General features: G+C 67.6%; 19 protein-coding genes and 4 pseudogenes. 14 read left to right on the forward strand and 9 right to left on the reverse strand.

The window, feature by feature from the left end; all coding sequences use genetic code 11:
* Nucleotides 1–2 precede the first annotated feature (2 nt).
* The 5 genes and pseudogenes from ABD793_RS31225 to ABD793_RS31245 all read left to right on the forward strand — a co-directional run bounded on the left by ABD793_RS31225 (nucleotide 3) and on the right by ABD793_RS31245 (nucleotide 4252).
* Nucleotides 3–1049: a phosphatase PAP2 family protein gene (locus tag ABD793_RS31225; RefSeq protein ID WP_246458781.1), complete on the forward strand. Its 1047-nt coding sequence runs from the start codon at nucleotides 3–5 to the stop codon at nucleotides 1047–1049.
* Between the two features lie 94 nt (nucleotides 1050–1143).
* Nucleotides 1144–1455: an acyl carrier protein gene (locus ABD793_RS31230; RefSeq protein ID WP_344866523.1), complete on the forward strand. Its 312-nt coding sequence runs from the start codon at nucleotides 1144–1146 to the stop codon at nucleotides 1453–1455.
* Nucleotides 1452–2412 (forward strand): annotated as a pseudogene (locus tag ABD793_RS31235) (ABC transporter ATP-binding protein). Before ABD793_RS31230 ends, ABD793_RS31235 begins: the two are co-directional and overlap by 4 nt.
* Complete coding sequence (locus ABD793_RS31240) at nucleotides 2409–3218, forward strand: ABC transporter permease (protein WP_344866525.1); 810 nt, start codon at nucleotides 2409–2411, stop codon at nucleotides 3216–3218. The pseudogene ABD793_RS31235 and the gene ABD793_RS31240 overlap by 4 nt, the downstream one beginning before the upstream one ends.
* A 399-nt stretch (nucleotides 3219–3617) precedes the next feature.
* A pseudogene (locus ABD793_RS31245) lies at nucleotides 3618–4252 on the forward strand (HAD family hydrolase).
* A 13-nt stretch (nucleotides 4253–4265) separates the two neighbouring features.
* Here the strand turns inward: ABD793_RS31245 and ABD793_RS31250 are convergent.
* A complete protein-coding gene (locus ABD793_RS31250; RefSeq protein ID WP_344866527.1) occupies nucleotides 4266–5108 on the reverse strand; it encodes a hypothetical protein in 843 nt (280 codons plus the stop codon).
* A 755-nt stretch (nucleotides 5109–5863) separates the two neighbouring features.
* Here ABD793_RS31250 and ABD793_RS31255 point away from each other — a divergent pair.
* Nucleotides 5864–6427: a sce7726 family protein gene (locus ABD793_RS31255; protein WP_344866529.1), complete on the forward strand. Its 564-nt coding sequence runs from the start codon at nucleotides 5864–5866 to the stop codon at nucleotides 6425–6427.
* Here the strand turns inward: ABD793_RS31255 and ABD793_RS31260 are convergent.
* Entirely contained in the window at nucleotides 6393–7382 is a 990-nt protein-coding gene (locus ABD793_RS31260) for a beta family protein (RefSeq protein ID WP_344866531.1), read from the reverse strand. The two genes, ABD793_RS31255 and ABD793_RS31260, sit on opposite strands and share 35 nt — an antisense overlap.
* 909 nt (nucleotides 7383–8291) lie before the next feature.
* Between ABD793_RS31260 and ABD793_RS31265 the strand changes: the two genes are divergently transcribed.
* From ABD793_RS31265 to ABD793_RS31290, 6 genes are all read left to right on the forward strand, one after another.
* On the forward strand, nucleotides 8292–8585 hold the full coding sequence (locus tag ABD793_RS31265; protein WP_344866532.1) for a WXG100 family type VII secretion target: 294 nt from the start codon (nucleotides 8292–8294) through the stop codon (nucleotides 8583–8585).
* Nucleotides 8586–8656: 71 nt separating this feature from the next.
* A complete protein-coding gene (locus ABD793_RS31270; protein ID WP_344866534.1) occupies nucleotides 8657–9250 on the forward strand; it encodes a hypothetical protein in 594 nt (197 codons plus the stop codon).
* Nucleotides 9251–9282: 32 nt separating this feature from the next.
* Nucleotides 9283–9957: a colicin D domain-containing protein gene (locus tag ABD793_RS31275; protein WP_344866536.1), complete on the forward strand. Its 675-nt coding sequence runs from the start codon at nucleotides 9283–9285 to the stop codon at nucleotides 9955–9957.
* Between the two features lie 2 nt (nucleotides 9958–9959).
* Nucleotides 9960–10262: a colicin immunity domain-containing protein gene (locus ABD793_RS31280; RefSeq protein ID WP_344866538.1), complete on the forward strand. Its 303-nt coding sequence runs from the start codon at nucleotides 9960–9962 to the stop codon at nucleotides 10260–10262.
* Nucleotides 10263–10544: 282 nt separating this feature from the next.
* Nucleotides 10545–11012 (forward strand): hypothetical protein, encoded by a 468-nt coding sequence (locus tag ABD793_RS31285; RefSeq protein WP_344866540.1) that lies wholly within the window; start codon nucleotides 10545–10547, stop codon nucleotides 11010–11012.
* 154 nt (nucleotides 11013–11166) lie between these two features.
* Nucleotides 11167–12036: a tyrosine-type recombinase/integrase gene (locus tag ABD793_RS31290; protein WP_344866542.1), complete on the forward strand. Its 870-nt coding sequence runs from the start codon at nucleotides 11167–11169 to the stop codon at nucleotides 12034–12036.
* Nucleotides 12037–13579: 1543 nt separating this feature from the next.
* On the opposite strand, the pseudogene ABD793_RS31295 reads toward ABD793_RS31290, so the two are convergent.
* Together ABD793_RS31295 and ABD793_RS31300 are read right to left on the reverse strand one after the other, a co-directional pair.
* Nucleotides 13580–14141 (reverse strand): annotated as a pseudogene (locus tag ABD793_RS31295) (HD domain-containing protein).
* Nucleotides 14142–14395: 254 nt separating this feature from the next.
* Nucleotides 14396–15775 carry an MFS transporter gene (locus ABD793_RS31300; protein ID WP_344866544.1) on the reverse strand — a complete coding sequence of 460 codons (1380 nt, stop codon included), beginning with the start codon at nucleotides 15773–15775 and terminating at the stop codon, nucleotides 14396–14398.
* 117 nt (nucleotides 15776–15892) lie between these two features.
* On the opposite strand from ABD793_RS31300, the gene ABD793_RS31305 reads away from it, so the two are divergent.
* Together ABD793_RS31305 and ABD793_RS31310 are read left to right on the forward strand one after the other, a co-directional pair.
* A complete protein-coding gene (locus ABD793_RS31305; protein ID WP_344866546.1) occupies nucleotides 15893–16510 on the forward strand; it encodes a TetR/AcrR family transcriptional regulator in 618 nt (205 codons plus the stop codon).
* A gap of 290 nt (nucleotides 16511–16800) precedes the next feature.
* A complete protein-coding gene (locus ABD793_RS31310; protein ID WP_344866548.1) occupies nucleotides 16801–17502 on the forward strand; it encodes an AfsR/SARP family transcriptional regulator in 702 nt (233 codons plus the stop codon).
* A gap of 671 nt (nucleotides 17503–18173) precedes the next feature.
* Here the strand turns inward: ABD793_RS31310 and ABD793_RS31315 are convergent.
* The 5 genes and pseudogenes from ABD793_RS31315 to ABD793_RS31330 all read right to left on the reverse strand — a co-directional run bounded on the left by ABD793_RS31315 (nucleotide 18174) and on the right by ABD793_RS31330 (nucleotide 22511).
* Nucleotides 18174–19475: a TrpB-like pyridoxal phosphate-dependent enzyme gene (locus ABD793_RS31315; RefSeq protein WP_344866550.1), complete on the reverse strand. Its 1302-nt coding sequence runs from the start codon at nucleotides 19473–19475 to the stop codon at nucleotides 18174–18176.
* Entirely contained in the window at nucleotides 19472–19858 is a 387-nt protein-coding gene (locus ABD793_RS31320; protein WP_344866552.1) for a hypothetical protein, read from the reverse strand. Before ABD793_RS31320 ends, ABD793_RS31315 begins: the two co-directional genes overlap by 4 nt.
* A gap of 37 nt (nucleotides 19859–19895) precedes the next feature.
* Nucleotides 19896–21035 (reverse strand): 2-oxoadipate dioxygenase/decarboxylase family protein, encoded by a 1140-nt coding sequence (locus tag ABD793_RS31325; RefSeq protein ID WP_344866554.1) that lies wholly within the window; start codon nucleotides 21033–21035, stop codon nucleotides 19896–19898.
* A 55-nt stretch (nucleotides 21036–21090) separates the two neighbouring features.
* Nucleotides 21091–21288: pseudogene (locus tag ABD793_RS42835) on the reverse strand (2-oxoadipate dioxygenase/decarboxylase family protein); the annotation flags it as partial.
* A 50-nt stretch (nucleotides 21289–21338) separates the two neighbouring features.
* Nucleotides 21339–22511 (reverse strand): NAD(P)/FAD-dependent oxidoreductase, encoded by a 1173-nt coding sequence (locus ABD793_RS31330; RefSeq protein ID WP_344866556.1) that lies wholly within the window; start codon nucleotides 22509–22511, stop codon nucleotides 21339–21341.
* Between the last annotated feature and the right edge of the window lie 70 nt (nucleotides 22512–22581).

Here is a 22581-nt window from a genome sequence, read left to right on the forward strand (position 1 = left end):
CGATGATCAAGAAGGTGGGTGCGGCCGGCGGGATCGCCGCCGCGATCGGTGTGCTGGGCGCGGCTCCGGCCTACGCCGCCGCCGATCCGGACGCGATCGGCGCGGGCACCGGCAACGGCCTGTACGACGCCGTCATCAAGTTCGCGGCGAGCACGCCGTCGTGGATGCAAAGCCTCGGCGCGGCGTTCACCAAGGCGGGTCTGCTGATCATCGCCGTGCTGTACCTCGTGACCTGGTGGCGTGCCCGCGGCCGCGGTCCCGGCAATCCGCGGGAGGTTGCGCTGGCCATCCTCGCTCCGCTGGCCACCGGCGTCGCCTACATCATCAGCGAAGTGGTCAAGACCCTCGTCAGCGAAGACCGCCCGTGCCGGGGACTGCCCGGCACCGCCACGGTGGTGGAGTGCCCGGAGGTCGGCGACTGGTCGATGCCGAGCAACCACGCCACGATCGCGGCCGCCGGCGCGGTCGGGCTGATCTTCGCCTGGCGCAAGCTGATGCCGTGGGTGATCGCCATCGCGCTGCTGATGACCTTCTCCCGGGTCTTCGTCGGTGTGCACTACCCGCACGACGTGCTCGTCGGGCTCTTGCTCGGCGCGGTGGTCGCGGCGGCGGCCGTGTACTTCTCGACCGGCGTGATGACCGGCCTCGTGGAGCGGTTCACCGGCCACCCCCTGGTGGGCAAGCTGCTCACGGCCGAGGCCCCGGCCCAGGCGGAACCGAGCGAGCGTGCTGCCGCCAGGGCTCCCTCGGCCCGGCGCGTCGCGAACCCGGCCGAGCAGCCCACGGAGCAGCTGCGGAGGCCACGGCAGGGCCAGCCGATGCAGCCGCAGGGGCGCCCCGCGCCGCGGCAGGCGCCGAACGTTCAAGAACCGATGCGGCACCCGCGGCAGAACCGGCCCGCCGACCACGGCTACGGCGACCAGCCCCGCAGGTCTGGCCCCCCGCAGTCCCGCCAGACGCCGCCGGACCGGGGACAGACCGCCTGGCCCTCGGACGGCCGCGCCGAGCCGCGGCCCGGTTTCGACCCGCGCAGCCGCGATCACCGGTGACCGTACGTCGCCCTGGAATCCGGGTCTGACTCCGATTCCAGGGCCGCACCTCCGTGGCACCGAGCCGGTGCCGCGTCCACTGTGGAGGTGGCCTATGCGCTCAACCGACCAGAGGGCGAATTTCGACCGGATCATGCGGGATCTGATCCCCGCGCTGGCCGACGAGCCCACGATCGACGACGACCAAGACCTCTCCGAAGCGGGCCTGGACTCGATCGGCGTGGTGGAACTGGTGCTGCGGCTGGAGAAACAGCTGGGCGTCCGCTTCCCGGACAGCGCACTGGACCCGGATGTCTCCCTCACCGCAGGGCATTTCCGGCACCACGTCGAGGACCAGCTGCGGCAGCAACGGGAACGGCGTGCCGTCTGCCCCCTGCGCTCGCATGCGACCGAAGGACGACCATGATCTCCATTCAACGACTCACCAAGCATTTCGGTGACCGGGTCGCCGTCAACGACCTGAGCTTCACCGTGCAAGCCGGCAAGGTCACCGGCTTCCTCGGCCCCAACGGCGCCGGGAAGTCGACCACGATGCGGATGCTCCTCGGGCTGGACAGCCCCACGTCGGGCTCCGCCCTCGTCGACGGCAAGCCCTACCGCGAGCTGAAGGACCCGCTGCGCAAGGTCGGCGCGCTGCTGGAGGCCAAATCGCTGCACCCGAGGCGTTCGGCCCGCAATCACCTGCTGGCCCAAGCGCACAGCCACGGCATTCCCGCTCGCCGGGTGGACGAGGTGCACCTGACCGAGGTCGCGGGCAAGCCCGCGGGCGAGTTCTCGCTGGGCATGAGCCAGCGGCTCGGGATCGCCGGCGCGCTGCTCGGCGATCCCGAGGTGCTGATGTTCGACGAGCCGGTGAACGGTCTCGACCCGGACGGGGTGCGCTGGGTGCGCGAGCTGGTTCGCGCGATGGCCGGGGCAAGGCCGGACCGTGCTGCTGTCCAGCCATCTGATGAGCGAGATGCAGCTGACCGCCGACCACCTGGTGATCATCGGCCGGGGCGAGCTGATCGCGGACACCTCGATGGCCGACCTGATCAGGAACAACGAGGGCAACACCGTCACCGTGCGCAGCCCGGAGACGCGCGGGCTCGGCGCCGTCGCCGAGCAGTTGCGCGCGGCGTTCCACGACGTCCGCCGTCCCTCGCCTTACGAACTGGTGGTCCGCGGCGCTGCACCGGAGCAAGTCGGCGACGCGTGCTTCCGCCATCGCGTGCCGGTGCACCGCTTGCAGAGCTCAGAAGCCTCGCTGGAGAACGTGTACATGGAGCTGACAGCGGGAGCGGCCGAGTACGCCGCACCGGTCGAGCGGGTCCCCGAAGCCGGGGCGCTGATGGAACAGAAGGCGAAGGTGGGGCAGTCATGACGGTCGCGCACGAAGTGGCCGCCGGCCGCGCGGACACCGGACGAGGCAAGGCGGGCCTGCTCGGGGCCGTGCGCAGCGAGTGGACGAAGTTCCGCACCCTGCGCTCGTCCTGGTGGACCCTCGGCGTCGCGTTCGCCCTGCTCGCCGCGGGTGTCATCGTCGCGTCGGTGTCGACGAGGTCACAGCACGCGGCGGGTGGCGCGGACGCCTTCTCCAGTTCGGCGCCGTACGTGGCGGCGCAGACCGCGGACTTCCTGGTGCAGTGGGCGGCGGTGATCCTCGCGGTGCTGATGATCGCCGGCGAGTACAGCACCGGGAGCATTCGCACGACCCTGCAGTGGGTGCCCAACCGAGGGCGCATGCTGATGTCGAAGGTCCTGGTCCTGGTGCCGATCCTGTTCCTCGTCGGCCTGGCGGTCGGCGTGGTCGGAATCGGCGGGGCGATCATCGGGCTCGGCGAGTTCGGCGAGCCCTACCCCCTGTCCTACGCGACCGAGGTCGTCCTCGGCATCGCCCTCTACCTCCCGATGGTCGGGGTGTTCTGCCTCGGGCTGGCCACGATGCTGCGCAGCGCGGCGAGCGCCACCGTGGCCGCGTTCGTCCTGCTGCTGATCCTGCCGTCCCTGCTGCCCTCGGTGGGGCTGAAGGTGGTCGGCGCGATGTTGCAGGGCAAGGCCGGATCGGTGCTGATGTCCGGGATTCCCAACGAGTACTACGGCAGGCCGGGGGCGATCGTCATCGCACTGTGCTGGGCTGTGGCAGCCGTGCTAGGCGGCTACCTGACACTGCGCCGGCGGGACGTCTAACAGGCCTCGTGAGTGTTTATCCCAGTTAGTGTCGATGTCAATTGGCGAGTCGGCGCCTAGGGGGGCGATGGCTGAGCGGGTAGGAATTCCGGCTGCGCGCGACAGCCGCGGTCAGGTGCACGGGCGCGCCGCGATTGATCAGGTTCCGCCTCCGTACGAGGCGTTCAGGCCCTTGCGCTGCGGCGGATGCAGCATCGCCGTAGCTCTGTCACTCGCCTCCGCGGACTGTAGCCTCGAGCGGCCCCGTGCTCAGCTCGCCCAAACGATCGTGCCGCCTGCACCGTGGCATTGCGTCATTCCTCGCAGGTCAGCGACCATCAGACCTCCGCCGCAGGGGCTTCGCGAGGAAGGACCCCGCCCGGCAGAATGTCTGGGGCGATTACGGCGTAGGAGTAGTACATGGTCACTTCCGTGGTGTTCGATGTCGGCGAAACGTTGCTCGACGACTCGCGCGAATGGGGTGCGTGGGCCGACTGGCTCAATGTGCGCCGTCATACTTTCTCCGCGGTGCTCGGTGCGGTCACAGTGGCGGGCCGGGACAACGCCGAGACCTTCGAGTACTTCCGTCCCGGTTTCGATCTCGCGCGCGAGCGGGAGCTGCGCGAAGAGACCGGCTGCGGTCAGCAGATCGATGAGAGCGATCTGTATTCCGACGTGCGGTCCGCGCTCTGCGCTCTTCGCGAACTCGGGCTCTGGCTGGGCATCGCCGGGAACCAGACCGTCCGTGCCGGTGGCCTCTTGCGGGCCTTGCAGCTGCCGGTCGACCACATTGCCACGTCGGGCGAGTGGCGAAGCCGGATCCGCGCTTCTTCGAGAGGCTCGCGGAGTTGGCCCCCGGCGCGCCTGACGAGATTGTCTACGCGGGCGACCACCGTGACAACGACGTCGTGCCCGCGAAGGCGGCGGACCTGCGCACTGCATTGATCCGGCGCGGTCCGTGGGGACATCTCTGGGCTGACGACCCCACAACGTGCCAGCATGCAGACTGGGTCATCAGCTCTCTCGACGAACTGCCGGTGCTTCTTGCCGGGTGAGAGCCGTCGGAACTCAGAGGACGTGGGCCCAGTCCGCGAGGGCGAGCGCATTCGCGCTCGGACGCGGATGGCTCTGCACCAGCTTGACCAGAGACCGCGCCCCGGGATGTTCCAGTGTGTGCTGCGGTGCAATCTCCCGAGCAAGCTCCACCGATCGGCAGAAGTCCTCGTGAAGCCCGATGTCGAGCTGTGCTCCGGCTAGCTCGATGTAGTAGTGCGATCGTCGTTCAGCCGGGCGGCGGACGGGAGGGGTCCAAGATCCGGCCCGTTCCACAGCAGTGCCGCTCTCCTTCAGCTCGGTCGCGACAGCGAGGTCGTGGATCCCGACCGAGGACAGCCCGAACACAGTGCCGAAGTACACGCCGTCACGCACACGCGCGGCTGCCCGCCGTGCTTCGGCGAGGTGGTTCCATGCCGAGTCGGACCTGCCTGCTCGCCCGTTGACGACAGCCGCACGCATGTGGAGCGCGCCATCCGCGGCGATACCCGGCACGCCAGTAGGTCCGGCTTCACGCAGAGTGTCGGCTGCCCTGACCAAGGCTCCGGTCGCAGTTTCGAGGTCCCGGGTCGCGAAGAACGTCTCGGTCCGCACATACGCCACAGCAGCGACGAGCAGCGGATCCTCCGCCTTCAGCGCGGCGGCGCGCATCCGGTCGATCATGCGCGCGGAGAGATCCTGGAAGCCGTACTTGTACGCCATGCCGTCCGCTGCGCGGTACGCCAGGGTCAGCGGGCCGTTGGCGTGACGACGGGACTCGCCTGTGCCCTGGGCGGAGGCACGGGCGAGCTCGACGATCAGGCCGGGCAGAGTCGGCGTCATGTCCAGGTAGCGAGCTTCCAGACGATGTGCGGTCACTCCGGCACCGGGCCGACCAACCAGACCGACCGACGTGCCTGCAGCCGAGCCGACCTCAGGCACTGCCCCCTCGGCACGCCCGTAGCGCAACCCGATCGAACCACGGCTGCGCCCCGACCCCCATCCGCCTCCACAGGCGCTCCCCGCCCGCGCCCGCACACCGACGGCTGACGACCAGCAGCCGGGGAAACTTGCACGAACACAATGGACATCTCGCCCCATGCTCAACCCGGCCGAAGACACGATTGCGTCGTCGCCGAACACAGCTACAATTCGTCGCATGAACACGCATCCTGCGCATGGATGCGACAATTCCGGGTTCGAGTCCCCCCTCGGGCACGTGGGGGTTCAAGTCCCTCTGGACTTGAACCCGTGTCTCGATGCCGGTGGCTCTGATCCTTGTGAGGATCAGAGCCACCGGCCTTTGCTGCTCCGTGGGGAAACCGATCGTCTGACCTGCCGAGTGGAACGAGGTCGGTCACCTCTTGCCAGGCCAACGACGAACCTGATGGGTTAATCGAGCTACGACTGCCGCCTGGTCCGTGTCCGTGAGCCTCGCCGCGAGCGTCCCGATAGCACTTGGCCGCAGACCGTCCGGCTGGTCGTATACGGAAGGACAGGGGGAGGCTTTGTCGGTCCAGCTGGCGTTCGGAGGCCCGAGTTGGCCGCGCCACTGCCGCGGGTCGAGCTCCTGGAGCGTTCAGGTAGTAGTCGGCCCGCGGCTGGGCTGAGCAGATGTGACGTATGGTGCTCAAGTGAACGACCGCGACATCCGGACTGCTTTGCGCGCGCACCTCGAGTCGGCAACGCTAAGCGGTGCGATCATCCGCGACGAACTCGGGCTGTGCCTGGGAGACACCCGAGTCGATATCGCGGTCATCGGGCATACTCTCGCCGGGTTCGAGATCAAGAGTGACCGCGACAGGCTTGACCGGCTGCCAGGCCAGATCGATCGATACAGCCAGGTCCTCGACTTTGCCACCCTAGTCTGCGGACCTCGTCACGAAGCCAAGGCATCAGCCATGCTGCCCGCCTGGTGGGGCATCTGGGTAGCCGACGACCGCGACGGCCAGATTACCTTCCAGCCGATACGTGGGGCATTACGCAATCCGTCCCCCGACCCCTACACCGTCGCTCAGTTGCTCTGGCGCGACGAGGCTATGGCCGCCTTGCGCCTGCGCGGCCTCCATCGGGGGCTCTCTTCGGCGACTCGCTTCCGGCTCTGGGAGCGCATGGCGGACACGATGTCGATCGATGACATTCAGCGAACCGTGCACGCTGCAATCATGGCGCGCCCAGACTGGCAAGCCTGCTCGTGACGTATTCGAGGTGATGACTCGTCCCGTACGCCCGCCATTTTTTAGGATTACCCGGGCCTATCTCGTTGGCGACGACCTTGGCGATGCACACATCGCCCCAGCTCAGTCCTGCGCCCCCGAAATCCGGTAGCTGAGACATGACCCGGCAGATCTCGCGATACTGCTCGTTTCCTCGCGGATCGTTTTTCCTGCCACGCAAAACCATCCAGTGACCATCTACTGCGTAGCGGATATTCGGCGGAGGATTGGCCCGAACTGGGCGAGTGTGCGGCGGGTAGGCGACGCCATAGTCGCCAAAAATAGGCTGCTGACGAAAGAAACTCTTCCGCGATGCCAAGCCTGCCCACAGGTCGGCTTCCCGCCTGGGCAACGACGTCAGCGACCACGAATCCACCTTCGACAGGTTCTCGGGAAAAGCTCCGCCGGCGACCACGACAGAACGCCACCGCTCCAGCCGCGGAAGCCGCTCTAGATGTTCGATGGCTCGTTCGATTGCGTGTGAGACGGTCTGGTCGTCGCTCAGCGCGCCGAAGTCAAGGACCAAGTCCGCTTCATCGGGCTCGATGCGCAGGTCAGCGAGCAGGTCCGCCGCGTCCACGCGCAAGCAGCAGCCACGTCTGTCCACCGCCAATGCCCGAGCCAGCAACTCCACAACTGATGCTTCGTCATCGAAATGCACGGCAGGAACGACCTTGGCCTGGTAGTGCCGAGCCTCGCTGAGCACCTCTTCCCACAACGCTGGCTGACCGGCGGCGCCAAGATGGCAGAGATCGATGACCACCATCTCGCTAAGCGGCCAAACGGTCCTGATTTCACGGACGAACCAGGACACGTCAAGTTCTGTAGCGCTGGACTTTGGCACCGCTTCGATCAGCGGCGTGACTGAACTCGCCGTACTTCGGGCCATATGGGCAAGTGCCTCGAACTCGCCGCCCTTGCCCTTCAGAATCGGCATGTACAGTGCTCCCATCACACCCCCTACTACCCGTTGTTTAAAGTCGAGTACACAGAGTGTGCAATGTCTAGCCGCCGATCGTGGGGCGATAGAACTCGGCTCACACGGCGCTTCCGCCCCAGGTCAGCACTCTGAGGACTCGCGCTGCAGCACTTCCGCGACATGGTTCATCCGAATGCGCAGCGCAAAGCCGGCGGCGGCACGGCCGATGAGGACACTGTGGACATGTAGTGGCCGGTGTTCAGCGGAACGGCCAACGACCTCCGCCGGACCCGGCCTGGAGACACTGCGCGGCGAAGTGCCTCGGATCCGACCGGTCCGTGGGCACGCCGCCAGCGCTGACCAGACCCGCGGCAGGCGCGATTCCTCCTCGCACGGAAGCTGTACTGGGGGCGGGCCGTCCGACGGACCGCCCCCAGCCTGGGGTGACCGCATTGCCTTCGCAGCTCGCCGGTGAGCGGGTCGTGCTTGGAGTGCGCCCCACCGTGAACGCTTCCACGGTCCCTCCGAGCGCGCACTCGCCCACGGTGTTCGGCTTCTCGTCCAGCTCGGCGGGCAGCGGGCCGCCTTCGGACGTGGCGAAGGTGCGCCGGGCGTGCTCAACCGCGTGCACCATGTGAGCGAAGCCGGGCATACGGACGAACCGGTTGCGACATCACTCGGCCCGGCCGTGACGCAGGCGAACCCCGTGCACCATGCCCTGGCCAATCCCCAGATGCACACGAGTGGTCGGGTAGCACGGCGCCACGGCGCCGGCGCAACCAGCTCAGGAACGCCGAGGCCACCTTGGCTGAGAAACCGGACAATACCGGGCGTTATGGACTGACTACGGAAAAGCATCACAGCTGGCCCTTCGCTGGTTTAGCCTGGCGTCGGGGAGAAGGTGCGGACCTTCCGAGGGAGAGGCCAGTGGATCAGCTGACGGTGGACTTCGCCGTGCTCCGCAATCTCGCCGATTCGATCGCCAGGCACATCGATGCGACGACCGAGCACCTTGACGGCGTCGAGGAACTCGTGCGCGACCTCGGGCGGAGCTGGCACGGCGAAGCGCACGACCGCTTCCACGACGCGATCGACGAATGGTCGCGTTCCGGTCGCGAGCTTCGCGACCAGCTGCACTGGGTACGAGAGGTCGTCCTGAACACCCACGACAACCACGCGCGGGCAGTGCACGCCAACATTTCGATCTGGCGGGCGTCCTGATGCCGCCCGCGGCAGCCGCTCAAGCCGCGCCGACGACACCGGTCAGCATCGCGCCCCCCGACTTCCACTCCGTGGCGCAGCGCTTCGTCGACGCCCAAGGCGGACTGGAACAGATCCGGCAGAACTTCCTCAACGCTCTCGACGCCGCCTCCGGCGCCGCAGGGGCGTGCGAGGGCGCCCACCAGTACCAGAACGGCTGGGCAGCCGCGATGGACTCGATCGTCAACGACGGCTTCCGCACCGCCTTCGACCTTCTCGGCTCGATCGGCAAGGGCATCGATGTCTCCGCCCTCAACCACGTCGGCGCCGACCAGTCGAGCGTCCCCGGCAACCAGGGCGGACCACCACGCGCACCGCTGACACCGCAACAATGGCCGGGGAACACCGACTTCACGGTCCTCACCGGCGACTCGCCCTGGTGGATGCCCGGCTTCCTGGAAAAATACATCCCCACCGCAGACACCAACCGGCTCGACGACGCTGCGACAGCATGCCGCAACGCGGGCGGAGCAGTACAGGACCTCGTCAACGGCCTCCACACCCAACTGCAAAGCCTGGTCGGCAACAACACCTCCGACGACCTGACCGCGCTCGAGCAATTCTGGCAGCGCGCCGCAGGACCGCGGTCGATCCTCGCCGAACTGCCTGCCGTACTGGGAAGCTGAGCGAAAGCCTGGTCGACTTCCGCGTCTGGAACGTGGACACCCAGGAGAAAATCAAGGACAAGATCAAAGAAGTCGTCGACGACATGGCCGTCGTCGGCGTCATCCTCGTCATCGGCAGCATCGCCACCGACGGCGCCCTCGACGTCCTCATCGCCGCCGTCATCGAAGGACTGGAACTCTTCGGCGTCGACGCCGCCGGCGCACTCGTCGCACCGGTCGCCGAAGTCGTCACCGCAGCCGAAGCCATCCTGATCACCGCGGGCGGCGCGATCGCCATCACCCAAGGCGTCGTGCCCGCCATGCAAACAGCGATGAGCAGCACCCCGAACCCGAACATCGAAAGCTCCGACGCGGCAAAAATCAGCGACGAACTCGCCGCGCAGGAAGTCCCTGAACCGAACTATCCGAAAGGCCAGCCGCAGAGCCACTTCAAACACGCGAAGGACTTCGGCGTCGACCAGAACTGGAGCAACGCCGGTGCCAAAGCATACGAGGACGCACTGCGGAAGTTCGCGGAAGACTCCGCCAACTCGATCAAGACGGCGGACGTCGGCCGCTACCGCGGGGAGCCCGCGATCCTGATCTACAACGAGAACACCCGCGTCTGCGAGGTGCTCAGGCCTGATGGAACATACTGGACGGGTTGGAAACTGAACGTCCAGCAGCTTCGCAACGTGATCGAACGAGGATCCTTGGGTGGAGGGTGAAGATGAGCGCTGCCGCAGAGAACAAGCGCGACACTGCCGACTACGGCGAGCTGATCGCGCGGTTCGTCGACCGCACGATCGACGCTGGCCAGTTCGAGCAGCAATACCTCGACCTGATGAAGAACGACGAGGCCCTGCATCCTGACGACGTGTTCGCCGTCCTCGACCAGCTGTTCTCCGATGTCGACGAATACTTCGTATCGCCCGAGGCTTCAGCGGCAGAGCGCCAAGACCTGGACGAAGCCTTGCGCCAGCACGCCGCCGCCGCGCTGGCACGCCTGCAGCGGCTCGGCGCACTCGGATAACCAACGCGCGCTACGGCCGTGGAATCATCTTCCGCCGACGGTAAGCCACAGCCGAACCGACGGGCTAGCTTCTGCGGGAAAGCTTAGTCGTTCACGGGGCCAGGCGAAGGCGTGTGGTTAGTGTGCAACTCTCCCTCGGACACTCAAATGCGGTAAATCTCCCGCACCAGTCAGTGACGGACCCATTACGGTGGGTCTTTCGTCGTTCAACATGCTTGCGGTCGCCGGTAGGCTGAGCGCGGCGGCATCCTCCCCTGCAGGTCCTTCCCGGGGAGGTGTGTCATGACCGGTGCCATCACGCCGCTGACTCCTCCCGGGCAAATCGCCCAGCCTGCCAACACCTCACCTAGTCCGGCGGCATCAGCCGCTCCGTTGGCTCTTCCCCTGCTGCGTACGGTGTCCGCCCGGGCGCTGTACTACGGGACCGCGGGTATGGACCGCTCCGGACGCGTCCACGACCGCAACGCGGTCGCCGCGCTCGGGTGGTTGCCCGGTGACCGTCTGATGATCACGGTCGTGGAGACCTCCGCGGTCTACCAACGCCGCGCCGACGGTGTGTTCACCATGACCGCCAAGCCCTACGTCGTCGTACCCGCACCCGTGCGGGCACGGTGCGGACTCCACGCCGGCAGCCGGGTCCTGGTAGCCGCCGATCCCGCGCAGGACGCGCTCCTCGTGCACCCTCCTGCCGCGGTCGCGGCGATGCTCTCCCACCTCCACACCCAGCTCGCCGGAGGTGGACACGCATGAGCGAGTCTGCAACCACCGCTGCCGAACTCGACGCGGCACGGCTACTGCTCGCCAAGATGGGTATTGACCCCAGCGACCTCGTTACCCCGGCACCCCCAACGGACCCGCCGAGTCCACCCGGCGAGCCCCGACATTGGCGGCGTGGATTCCCGTCGTGGCCGAGCTGGTCTCCCCCAATACCGCTCGCTCGTACGGTTCCTACTGGAAGAAAGCACTCGCCGCACGGCCCGAGCGGCGACTCGACGAGATCACCGCCTCCGACATCAAAACCATGTCGGAAAAAGTCAAAGCAACCGCGCTCGTGCGCAGCAACTCCCGCGCAGGCCGCAACGCCGCGGAAAACTTCATCGCCGCCATGCGCTGCCTCTACCGCCACGCCGAAGCCGACGGCACCATCGACGAACGCCGCAACCCCGCCCGCCGCGCCACCAAACCACGACGCAACAAATCCACCCGCCGAGCACTACCCGACGCACGGATCGCCGAACTCAACGAGATCGTCTCCACCACCGGCGACAACCCCGAACTCGACGCCCTCATCGTCCGGCTACACGAAGAAACCGCCTGCCGCCGCGGCGGAGCCCTCACACTCCGCCCACGCGACCTCGACCGCGACCAATGCCTGATCTACCTCCGGGAGAAAGACGAGACCACCCGATGGCAACCGGTCTCCCCCACCCTCATGCGGCACCTGCTCGCCGACGCCGAGGAACGCGGCACCGGCCACCGCGACGACCAACTCCTGCGCTACGCCAACGGCGCCCCCATCACCCGGCGCCGCTACGACTACATCTGGACACGCCCGAAATCGCCACCGCACTCAGCACCCTCACCGGCGAACCCCACCCACTCACACCCACGACCTGACCCGGAGTGCGGGTGCCCACACCCCTCGCACCCGCACCACCGGCGCAGACCCGCGATCACGCCGACGAGGACAAACTCCTTCGCAGCGCATCGTGGAAGCCAGCGACCATCTCGTTCACCTTCTCCTGCGGATAGAGCACCACCAGATTCCCCTTGACCGGCACGCTCCCCGCACCGCGGCAATCGGCGACGACAACAACCAGTCCCGCCTCGACCCGGTAGACGATCGAACGGCCTGACTGCCAGTCCAGGGCGCGGAGTACAGCTTTCACCGGCACGGCAACCGATCCGTCGATCCGGCCGAGACCCATTACCACCGACGAGTCCGGCTGAAAGCTATGCAGCCCAGGCAGCGGAAGCGGCGGCGTCCTCTGCCATCGCGCCGGACGCCCCGGCGGCACCAACGCCGAGTCCGCGACCCTGCGCCGCCCGGACCGTCCGTCAACCCCCGCAACCGGGACCACGGCTTCCGGTTCACGTTCCGGCGTTGCCCTCATGACCCAACCTCCGCAGCACAAAATCACCAACACTGCAGGAGGGCTAGACACCAGACCCGGTGGCAGGTGCCTCCACACCCAGAACGCCGCAACAGTCCCGAAGCGACAACAACGTCCACGGGCCACGGTCCACGAGGACCGCACCACCCCCAGGCCGATACACGCCTCAGCGAGCACTAGACGGCCGCTGTCCCCCGGACCTTCCTCCCCGCGCGGATTGATCGACCCCGACGGCAACGCGCCCTTCCTGACGAGACGGCCGACCCCGTGCTGACCCGACGCCGAATCCGGTCCTCCCGTAGGCAGATCGACCGAGGGTGATCCAGGCCCGCCCACAGCGCCAAGCTCGAGGCGAGGCACCGGTAGAGCATGTAGCTCTTCCTCGGTGACCCTTCCATCTTGCGGCCGCACATCGCGCACCGAAGCATTCCACGACACAGGTAGACGCACCTCCCCGCACGCCCAGCCCGCTCGCTTTCGCCTGTTCCGGCCGAGATTCCGCCCTTGGCTCGCGGAAGCAGCTGCGCCTGGACGAAGACCTCGACCGACACGATCTCCGGATGAGCGCGGCGCCGCGACCGGACCGTACGTTCCGGCCGGGAACGCCGAAACCGCACCACACTCCCCTCCTCGACGTCGTCAGGGTCGAGCAACACATCTTGTTTCGTCCACCGTCCGACCACCCCGTACCCGGTGTACCTGGGTCCTCCACGATCGCGCGAACGGGTACTACCCTGCCGACCGTCGCCACGGCGATGACGATTCGGCTCAGGACCGCGTACCGACGGGCAGGGAACCCCTTCACGTCGCCGCCCCGATCGATGCGCAATCCTCTACGACGATCACCGAATCGCCGGCACGGAACGCGTTCCGCGGGAACACACCAATACCCGTTTTGCGCACCGAGTGACGTACGCCTGAGCGCCGGTGCGCCTCGGCGCCCGCATCTGACTTCCCGACACACCACACCCCGCGACATCACCATGATCAAGCGTATTGCGCACCTCACCGGGGCGACTGTCGTCGCGCTCGGCCTGCGGCAACGAGTCACCGGCCCGGACGGCCACCACCGCAAACGCAACAGCTCCGGCCAGCGTGGCCCCGTTGTTCGGCTGGGATTGCTCGTACTGACCTTCGCCAGATATCGCAGCGAGCCCGGTCACCTGAGCGGGAACCGGGCTCCCTGCGTTTGCGGATTGGTTCTCAGCGGTCCCGCCAGGCCAGTGGAGACAGAGTGACGGCGGCCTCGGCGATACGTTCAGCGGTCTCGGTCGTGAGGCCCGTGCGTGCCGACTCGATCCATCCGGCGACACGCTCGACTCCGATGTCTCGGTACTCGACGGCTTGGAGCAGCATTTCGATCTTGTCCGCGTCCTTCGCGCACCGCGCCTCAGGGGTCTGCCGGGTCTCGTACTCCTCGACCGCAGCCCGGACCAAGTCGCGGGAGGCGCCCGGCCGAGCGGCCGTCTGGTCGGCGGCGATCTCGCGGGGCTCGGGCTTACTCAGGTACTTCGCCGCGGTGTGCGGCAGGTCCCCAGTCCGAGTCTCCTGTGTGTCGTGCCAGAGCGCGAGGAACGCAGCCCGCTCAGGAACTCGCGCCTTCCTCCGCCGCGAGGAGTGCCGCGACCTGAGCGGCACGCATGCTGTGCTCTGCGACCGACTCGGGATCGCGGACGCCCGCGTGCCACCAGCTTGCGCGCCGGATGCGCTTGAGCAACCCAAGTTCGTAGCCGAACGCGGCGAGTGCGGTGGACTCGTCTGGCATGAGGTGTGTTCTCCCTATCGATCGGCGAGACGCAGAGCGTAGTGAAGCCCGGCGACCTGGTCACGTCCGTCACGGGTCAGCATGCCGGCAGAGGTGAGGCTCTCTAGCGTTGCGGGCAGCGCGTCACGAGCAGCGGAGTGTTCACTGAGCAGAGCAGGGCGGCTGGCCACGAGTGTGTGAACCGTGTGCAGGTTGAGCGGCAGGTGCGGAGACGCCGGGTCAAGGCGGCTCACGAGATGGTGAAAGAGGCGGAGTCAGCGGCGGATGTAGCGGGCGGCGAGACCGGCGACGGCCAGGAAGCAGACGATTCCGATCACCAGGTCGATGCGTAAGCCGGTGGCGGGCCCGGCTGTGCTGAGCACCGCGCCCAGCACGGCCACGCCGATCGCCAGGCCCATCTGCCGGAAGGTGTTGAGCACACCCGACGCGAGGCCGGCAAACTGATTGTCCACTTCGGCCAGTGCCGCGCCGTTGATGCTGGGCGCCAGGATTCCGCCACCGAGGCCGGTGAAGGCGAACCCGATCGCCAGGGCCGGCCAGCTCGACGGAGCCGACGCGGCCAGGCACGCCAGGGTGCCCGCGGTCGCGATCAGCGCGCCGTTGACGAGCAGCCAGCGCATTCCCCGTGTCTTCCATCGCCGGTTGAGCAGAGAGGTGCCGATCGTCAACAGGATCGCGAACGGCAGCAACAGCACCCCGGCCCGCACCGGCGAGTAACCCCAAGCCTCTTCGACGAAGATGGCCACGATGAACTGCAGCCCGAACGCACCGAACTGATAGGCGAATCCCGCCACCACCGCCGCGGTGAACGCAGGGGCGCGGAACATCCGGAGCGGCAGCATCGGCGACTGCACCCGGTTTTCCACGTACACGAACAATCCGAGCGCGAGCAGCCCGCCCGCGCCGAGCAGCAGAGTGATCCGGTCGTCCCAGCCACGCGCCCCGCCTTCGATCAACGCGGCGACGGTCAGACCGAGTCCCGCAATCGCCGTCACCTGGCCGAGCAGGTCGTACGAGGCAACCGCTCGTCGCTCGGTCTCCTTGGCGTAGCGGAACGACAGCCACAGCGCGAGCAGCCCGACCGGCACGTTCACCAGGAAGATCGCCCGCCAGCCCAGAGCCTGGGTCAGCCAGCCGCCGCCGATCGGGCCGAGGACCAGGGCAATGCCCCCGGTGGCGCCCCACGCGGTGATCGCCTTGGCCCGGTCAGCCAGCACCGGGTAGCTCCGGGCGATGATCGCCAGGGTGGTCGGCAGGACCCCAGCCGCGCTGATGCCCTGCAACGCCCGGCAGATGATCAGCATCCGGGCGTCGATACTCAACGCGCACGCCAGCGACATCAGCACGAACCCCGCCAACGCGATCATGAACACCCGCCGCGATCCGGCCCGGTCCGCCAGCACACCCGCCGAAAGCAGCAGGCAGGCCAACGGAATCGTGTAGATGTTCACCAGCCACTGCAGCGTGGCCAGTGACCCCTGGATGTCCTGCTGGATCGACGGCAGCGCGATGTTCAGCGCACTGCCGTCCAGCAGGACCATGAAGTAGCCCAGGCACACCGAAAACAACGCATACGTCGCAGCGCGTGCGCTCCGGGGTGGTGCGGCCGCACGCTCCTGGTCGACGGTCCCCATCCGGCTCCTCCTCCTGACGACGGCCCGCCGTCTCTGTCTTCCGCCCGTCTGTACCTGTGAGTACAGCGTACTCACAGGTACACTGTACCTACAAGTACGACGTGGTAGCGTTGGGGTATGGATGTGCAGGCCGATCGCAGCGCCGGTGCCGCTGGTAGCGAGCGGCCAAGCAAGGGAGAACTGCTGATTCAGAGCATGCAGGAATTGCTGTGGGAGCGTGGTTACTCCGGCACCACGCCCGCGGAAGTGCAGCGGCGCGCGGGCGCGGGACAGGGCAGCATGTACCACTTCTTCCAGGGCAAGGCCGGGCTCGCACTGGCCGCGGAAATCCGGATGGGCGAAGACCTCAAAACCGAGGTCGAACAACGCTTCGTCGACCGCGAGCAGACGCTGGACCGAGTCCAGTCATATCTCGCCCCCGACGGCGTGGTCACACGCGGCTGCCGGCTCGGCCGGCTCGTCCAGGACGAGGAAGTCGCCGGAAATCCCGACCTTATGAAACCCATCGCCGAGACCTACGCCTGGATCCAGGACCGCCTGGAAACGATGCTCACCGACGGCGTGGAACGCGGAGAACTCCGGCCGGACACCGATGTCCAGGCGCTGGCCGTCACCATTCTGGCCATTCGCCAAGGCGCATACACCCTGGCCCGCCTGGCCGACAGCGACGAACCGTTCCGTCAAGCCACCATCGGGATTTCCCAATTAATGGAAGCCGCCCGCCCGAAGCGGTAGCCATCGTCGCCGATGTCCGATTTGGCGCGCGATCACGCTCCCGCCTCTCGATAAAATAGTAACAAAGTGTTTGAACGGTTGGGAAATTATAAAGCAACACCACAGCCAGTCACCCGTTCGCCGGATAGAGGTTCATCCGCTTTCTGTTAGCTTCGGATCGCGGGGTTCTCGCCACTGACGGCGTCCAGTGGAAGGCACGCGAGCGGGCTGGGGCCGCCGTACAGCTTGGGGGGAAATTGCAGTTCCATGTGGTAGGTCCGGTGCGTGTCACCGGCGACGACGGCCGTCCGGTGCAGCTGCCGCGCGGCCGGGTGAGACATCTGCTGGCGATCCTGCTGATACACGACGGCCCGGTATCCGAGGACGTGCTGCGGCATTGGCTTTCCACCGGGGCCCGGCCGATTTCCGGAAGCACGCTGCGCACCCACGTCGCGGCACTGCGCCGGGCACTGGGCCCGGGAGCCGAGCGGGTCCGGACGGAGGCTGCGGGGTACACCGTCGAGACCAGCCAGGGCGAGTCGGACGTAGCCGAATTCCGCGAGCTCGCCCGCCGGGGGCACGAAGCACTGCGCCGGCAGGACTTCCTTGAGGCCGAGGCGCTCCTCGAGCGCGCGGCCTGCTTGTGGCGCGAGCCGATGCTCGCCGACCTGCCGGACAGTCCCCGGTCCACTCCGTTGGTCATGAAGCTGGCCGAAGAGCACCAACTGCTGTCCGAGGCGCTCATCGACGCCAAGCTCGGCCTCGGCCTCGGCGGCCAGCTGATTCCCGAATTACGCGTCAGCTGTGAAGCGGATCCTCCGAGAGAGCGGGCGTTCGAGCAGTTGATGATCGCCCTCTACCGCAGCGGACGACGCGCCGAAGCTTGCGATGTATACAAGAACCTCCGCATGCGGCTGGTGGAGTCCTACGGGGCCGATCCCGGGCCGGGCGCGGCTGGGGTGTACCGGCAAATCCTTACCGACCATGAAGATCTGCGCGCGTCGGCACATTGACGGCCCACCCAGCCCGAGGCCGGCTGGTTATCGCTGATGACGCTTTCACTGCGCTCACCGCGGGGAAAGCGCTATCCGCTGCCGGTGGTGGCCCTCAGATCAGGCGGACCAAGCGCAGCTGAGCGGCAGGGCAGCCGATCCGCGCAGCTGCCGCCAGCGCACCCCGGGCAAGGTTCCGGCCGGGCACACCGGTGCAACAGGGAAGGTCCACGGCCGGCATTCCAGGCCCCGGCCGGCGACCTTCGCACCGGCCTCCTGGACACTCCACACCCAGGCGACCTCTTCGTCAGCGACCGCCGATGGCAGGCCCGCCAGCAGGGACGCCCGGGCGCCGAGGCACCGCCGGGCCAGACGTCGCGCGGAGCCCGCCACCGGCAGCTGCACATCCACCCCGACCGACCGGCCGACAGCGACGGCCGCCGTCATCCACGGCCCGTCGTGGGACAGGCTGATCCCGATACCCGGCCGCCCTACGAGGTACGGAGCGCCAGCCGGGGAACGGCCCAGTGCCACACCGCACGATCCAGGGGCCACCAGCCACAACAGGTCACGCAGGACCACACGAACGGCTGCCGAAGATTCCGCGGTGGTTTGCGGCCACCGCGGGGACATCCGACGCGCACGCACCCAGACCCGATCCGCGACCTCGACAGCGTCCGCGCACCCCATCACTACTCGATTTCGCTGTCGAGCGGCACGCGGCCCTCCAACCGCCCGTCGAGGTAGGCGCGATACGCGTCTGTGTCGAGGTGGCCGTGGTCAGACAGGCAGAACACGATGGCCTGGCCGTCGTTCCGGGGATCCCGTGCCTGCTCGCAAGCTGCGTGGACGGCGTAAGCGGCCTCGGCCGAGGCCAGGAAGCCTTCCGTCCGCAACAGCAGCCTGGCACTGTCGAAGACCGGTCCCTCGTCGTAGGCGACTGCCTGCACGAGGCCCTCCTCACGCAAGACACTGAACAGTTTCGGTGCCGCGTGGTACCGCATGCTCTCAGCTTGGATGGGCGCTCCGGCGAACGCAGCGCCCAAGGTGTACATCTTCGCCGACGCGCTGCGCCCGGCCCGATCCGTCGCGTCGTAACGGAACCGGCCCCGGGTCAGCACCGGGTACGAGGTCGATTCGACGGCGACCAGCCGGGCAGTGCCGCCTTCGGCCAGATACGGCAGGCCCAGGCCGCCGACATTCTTGCCTCCGCCGAGGTAGCCGATCAGCAGCGGTTCCCGCTCCTCGCCCACGGCCCGCAGCTGTTCGCGGGTTTCCTGGCCGATGACGGTCGAGTGCAGGATGGCGAACGGTTCGCTGCCGCCGAGGATCCACCGCGCGGCCTTGGTCTGGCCGGCGTGTTCGATGGCCTCGCTCATCACGTCACTCAGCGCGGTCGAGCGTCCTGGCGCGGTTTCGGTGCCACGCCGCACATCCGCGCCGAGTAGTTCCATCGCGATCCGCCGGCCGGGCTTCCGGTCATAGCTGCCGGGCACCATGTGCACCACGCAGTCCATGCCGAACCGGGCGGCGGCCGCGGCGATCGCGGTGCCCCACTGGCCCGCGGCCGTGCTGGTGATCAAGGTCTGGACCCCGGCTTCGGCGTAGTAGTAGGCCTGGGCCACGGCCGTGTTGTACTTGGCGGAGCCGGCGACGTTGCCCGCTTCGTACTTCATGTAGATCGCCGCCGTCGTGCCCAGTTCCCGTTCCAGGCGGCGCAGGCGGATCAACGGCGTCGGCCGCCATTGCCGGTAGGCGTCCCGGACCGGCTCCGGAATGGGCTCCCAGGCCCGCATCGGCAGGTTCTGCCGGACCAGGGCCTTGGGCACCGCGGCCGAAACCGACCCGCCGCCGCTCGCGTTGGGTGCCTGCTGTGCCTGCGGCAGCTCCAGACCGCGGTCGGCCAGCACGTTGTACCAGCGGTCCGGGACGCCGATCCCGTTCGTCCCGCTCGGCTCGCGGATGGCGGCTGTGCTCTCGGTCGTCGTGCTCACAAACTGCTCCCTGTGTTGACGGTCCGGTATTCGTGGTGTTCGAGGGCGCCTTCGTCGGAACGGCGCGAGACGTAGGAAAGGGCTTCCAGCAGGCCGGAATCGGTCATCGGCGAACCGGTCCCGGCAGCGGCAATCCCGGCGATGGGAAGGCCGCCGATCCGCGTCCACCGCAGCCGCCCGTCACCGTCGATGCAGCTGCGCGCCGCGCCGCGGTTGTCCGGGTGCAGGCAGTAGGGCACGTCCAGCACCCCTCGCTCGAACGCGGTCACCAGTGCCGGCCCGAGCCGGGGTGAGAGGTCCAGCACCGCTTCGACGAGAGCGCGGGCTTCCCGGTAGACCTCGGAGCTCTTGTCGACGGCGGGTGCCCCGGCCGCCTCGGCCACGGCGGCGGCGGCGGCGGCGGCGGACTAATAAATCCATTCAACCTTCTTCTGGCACGGGCTCACCTGATCCTATTTCGATACTCCTCCCTGCCATGCGTGAATCTCCTAGTATTTTGGCGATTTGTTTGCGTTTCTTCGGATCAGGCTCGGTGGACATTGAATCTTCGAGTTCCTTGAGCAACTTCTCGAAAACGTCAGACGAAACCATGACGACGCTATCTTTTGTGGGATGGATCGAGCCGCTGAATGTACGTTTCGTTCCAGACACGTGAACATCCGCCGAAGACGAGCCCGAGGAGGTCTCCGGGCGGGACGCCGCCTGGCCGGTCCTCGCGGACGCGGAAGGTGAAGAGGGCGAGGTCACTCGCGAGCAGGCCGCTCTCGGTCGCCGGCAGACCCGTCGCGCGGCGTCGTCTTGCTCCTTGCCGGGCGAGGCTGCCAGGTTCCGATCCACCTGCGCGAGCAGCGTGTCGTAGACGGCACGGCCTTGCCGGGTCAGCGCGATTCCACGAGCTTCCACTTCGCCGAACCGGACCCGCAGCGCTCCACCGGTCACCCGGCCGTCCGGTTCGCGCAGCGTGCGAGGTTCGGCCAGAGCCCGGAAAGACTTCTGGCGCAGCAGGATGTCCGGCCCCTCCCATTTCGCCGGACCTTGGATCGCGTCGATCATCTCGATGCCGCGGGCGGACATCCGCCGGTACAGTTCGTCGGTACAGTTCGTCGGTACAGTTCGTCGATACAGTTCGTCGATGTCGAGGACTCGGGGCGTCAGGTGGTTGATGTGAGTGCTGCGCACACCCCCGATGTCCGCGGCGACGGCGGACACCTTCTCCAGCCGCTCGTACCATGCCCGCTCGACAGGTTCGCCCGAAAGCCGGAACGCGCCCACGGCAAGGTCGAGAAATCGTTCGGCGTCGTGCTCGGGCAGTTCGGGTTCCTTCTCCGCACGGTCGGCCAGTGACAGCAGCTCCGGGCTGGACAGCTCGCGCCGGGACAGGAATTCTTCCAGCTGGGCACGGAGTTCCGGGTCGAAGAACCGCGGATCCGCCGGAGTGAGCATCGAAGTGAACACCCGGAACGGGTCCAGGGCGAGTTCGTCGGCTTCGATCGGCCGGAAGGCCGTGGAGACCACGGGCACGGCGCTGGACGCCGCCTCCCGCAGATCGTAGAAACCCACCGGCCAGCATGCCGAGGGCTCCGAAGATGCGGGCCACCTGGCTCAGCTCGCCGGGCGTGCCCACGCGGATGGCCCCGTGCCGCTCCGCGGTGATGCGGCGAATCGTTCCGAGCCGCTCGGCGTTCACATCGTCCTTTTCGGCCACCTCACGATTCACCTCCTCCGACACTTCGACCAGGGTCGTGTGTACGCGGGCACTTCCCGCCCGTACATCTGCGACAGCCGGCGGGCGAAGCTCGCCCGCAGCTGCCATTGCTCGACTACTGCCATCGGAACGGCCCTTGAAGGTGGTCGGTGGCGTGCTCAGACGATGTGGGACTCGGGACGGGCCGCGGCCCCGTCGCGGAACCTCTCCACGCTGAGCGGAGCAGTGTCGACGAACGGCTCGCGGTCCAGATACAGATCGCGGATGACCTCGCCCACCGCCGGGGCTTGGAGGAACCCGTGCCCGGAGAACCCGGTGGCGTAAAGGAAATTCGGCGTCTGCGACGAGCGGCCGATCAGCGCGTTGTGGTCGGGGGTGATCTCGTAGAGCCCGGCCCATCCGTGCACCAGGCCGACGTCGAGCAGGCTCGGGGTCCGGGCGGCGATCGCGTCGCCGAGCCGCGGAAGCCACTCCTCGGAGTACCGCAGGTCGTAGCCCGGAACCTGGTCCGGGTCCGACATGCCCATCAGCAGTCCGCGTCCCTCCCGGTGGAAGTAGTAGGAGGTGGCGAAATCGATGGTGAAGGGCACCAGCGGGGCGAGATCGGACATGGGTTCGGTGAAGATGATCTGGCGCCGGACAGGGGTGACCGGCAACTCGGTACCCGCCATTTCGCCGAGAGGCTGAGACCAGGCGCCCGCCGCGCAGATGACAGTTCCCGCGGTGATCGTGCCGTGTTCGGTGTGCACGGTCCGCGCTTCGCCGCCCTCCACGTCGATCCCGGTGACAGTGACGCCAGTGAGCAGCTGGGCGCCGAGCCGGCGCGCGGCGCTCGCGTAGCCGAGCACCACCGACTCGGGCGTGCAGTGACCGTCCTCCGGCGAGAAGGCCGCGGCCAGAAGACCGTCGGTACGGATCAGCGGGGACAGCCGCTTGGCCTCGGCCACGTCGATCATCCGGCTGGTGACGCCGAGTTCGTTCTGCAGCTTGACATCACGCTCGAAGGACTCGACGTCGTCCGGAGTGGACAGCAAGAACAGGTAACCGACCCGGTGCAGATCGATCTCCTGGCCCGGACGCCGTCCGAAGCGGGCGAACGCCTCCAAGCTGCGTGCTCCGAGCTGGATGTTGATCTGGTCGGAGAACTGGGCGCGGACCCCGCCTGCGGCCTTGCACGTGGAACCGGTTCCGAGCCGGTCCCGTTCGAGGAGCACGACGTCGGTCACGCCCGCCTCGGCCAAGTGGAAGGCGATGCTGGTGCCGATGGCACCGCCGCCGACGATAACGACCTCGGCGACCGACGGGAGAGCGCGGGCGTACGGGATGGTCACGGCTTTCTCCTTCGGTCCGCAGCAGGGGCACCCGTGCGGCGGTAGTGGCGAAGTCGGGACCTGGCTGATG

It is taken from the genome of Amycolatopsis ultiminotia (assembly GCF_039536925.1).
GTDB lineage: Bacteria > Actinomycetota > Actinomycetes > Mycobacteriales > Pseudonocardiaceae > Amycolatopsis > Amycolatopsis ultiminotia.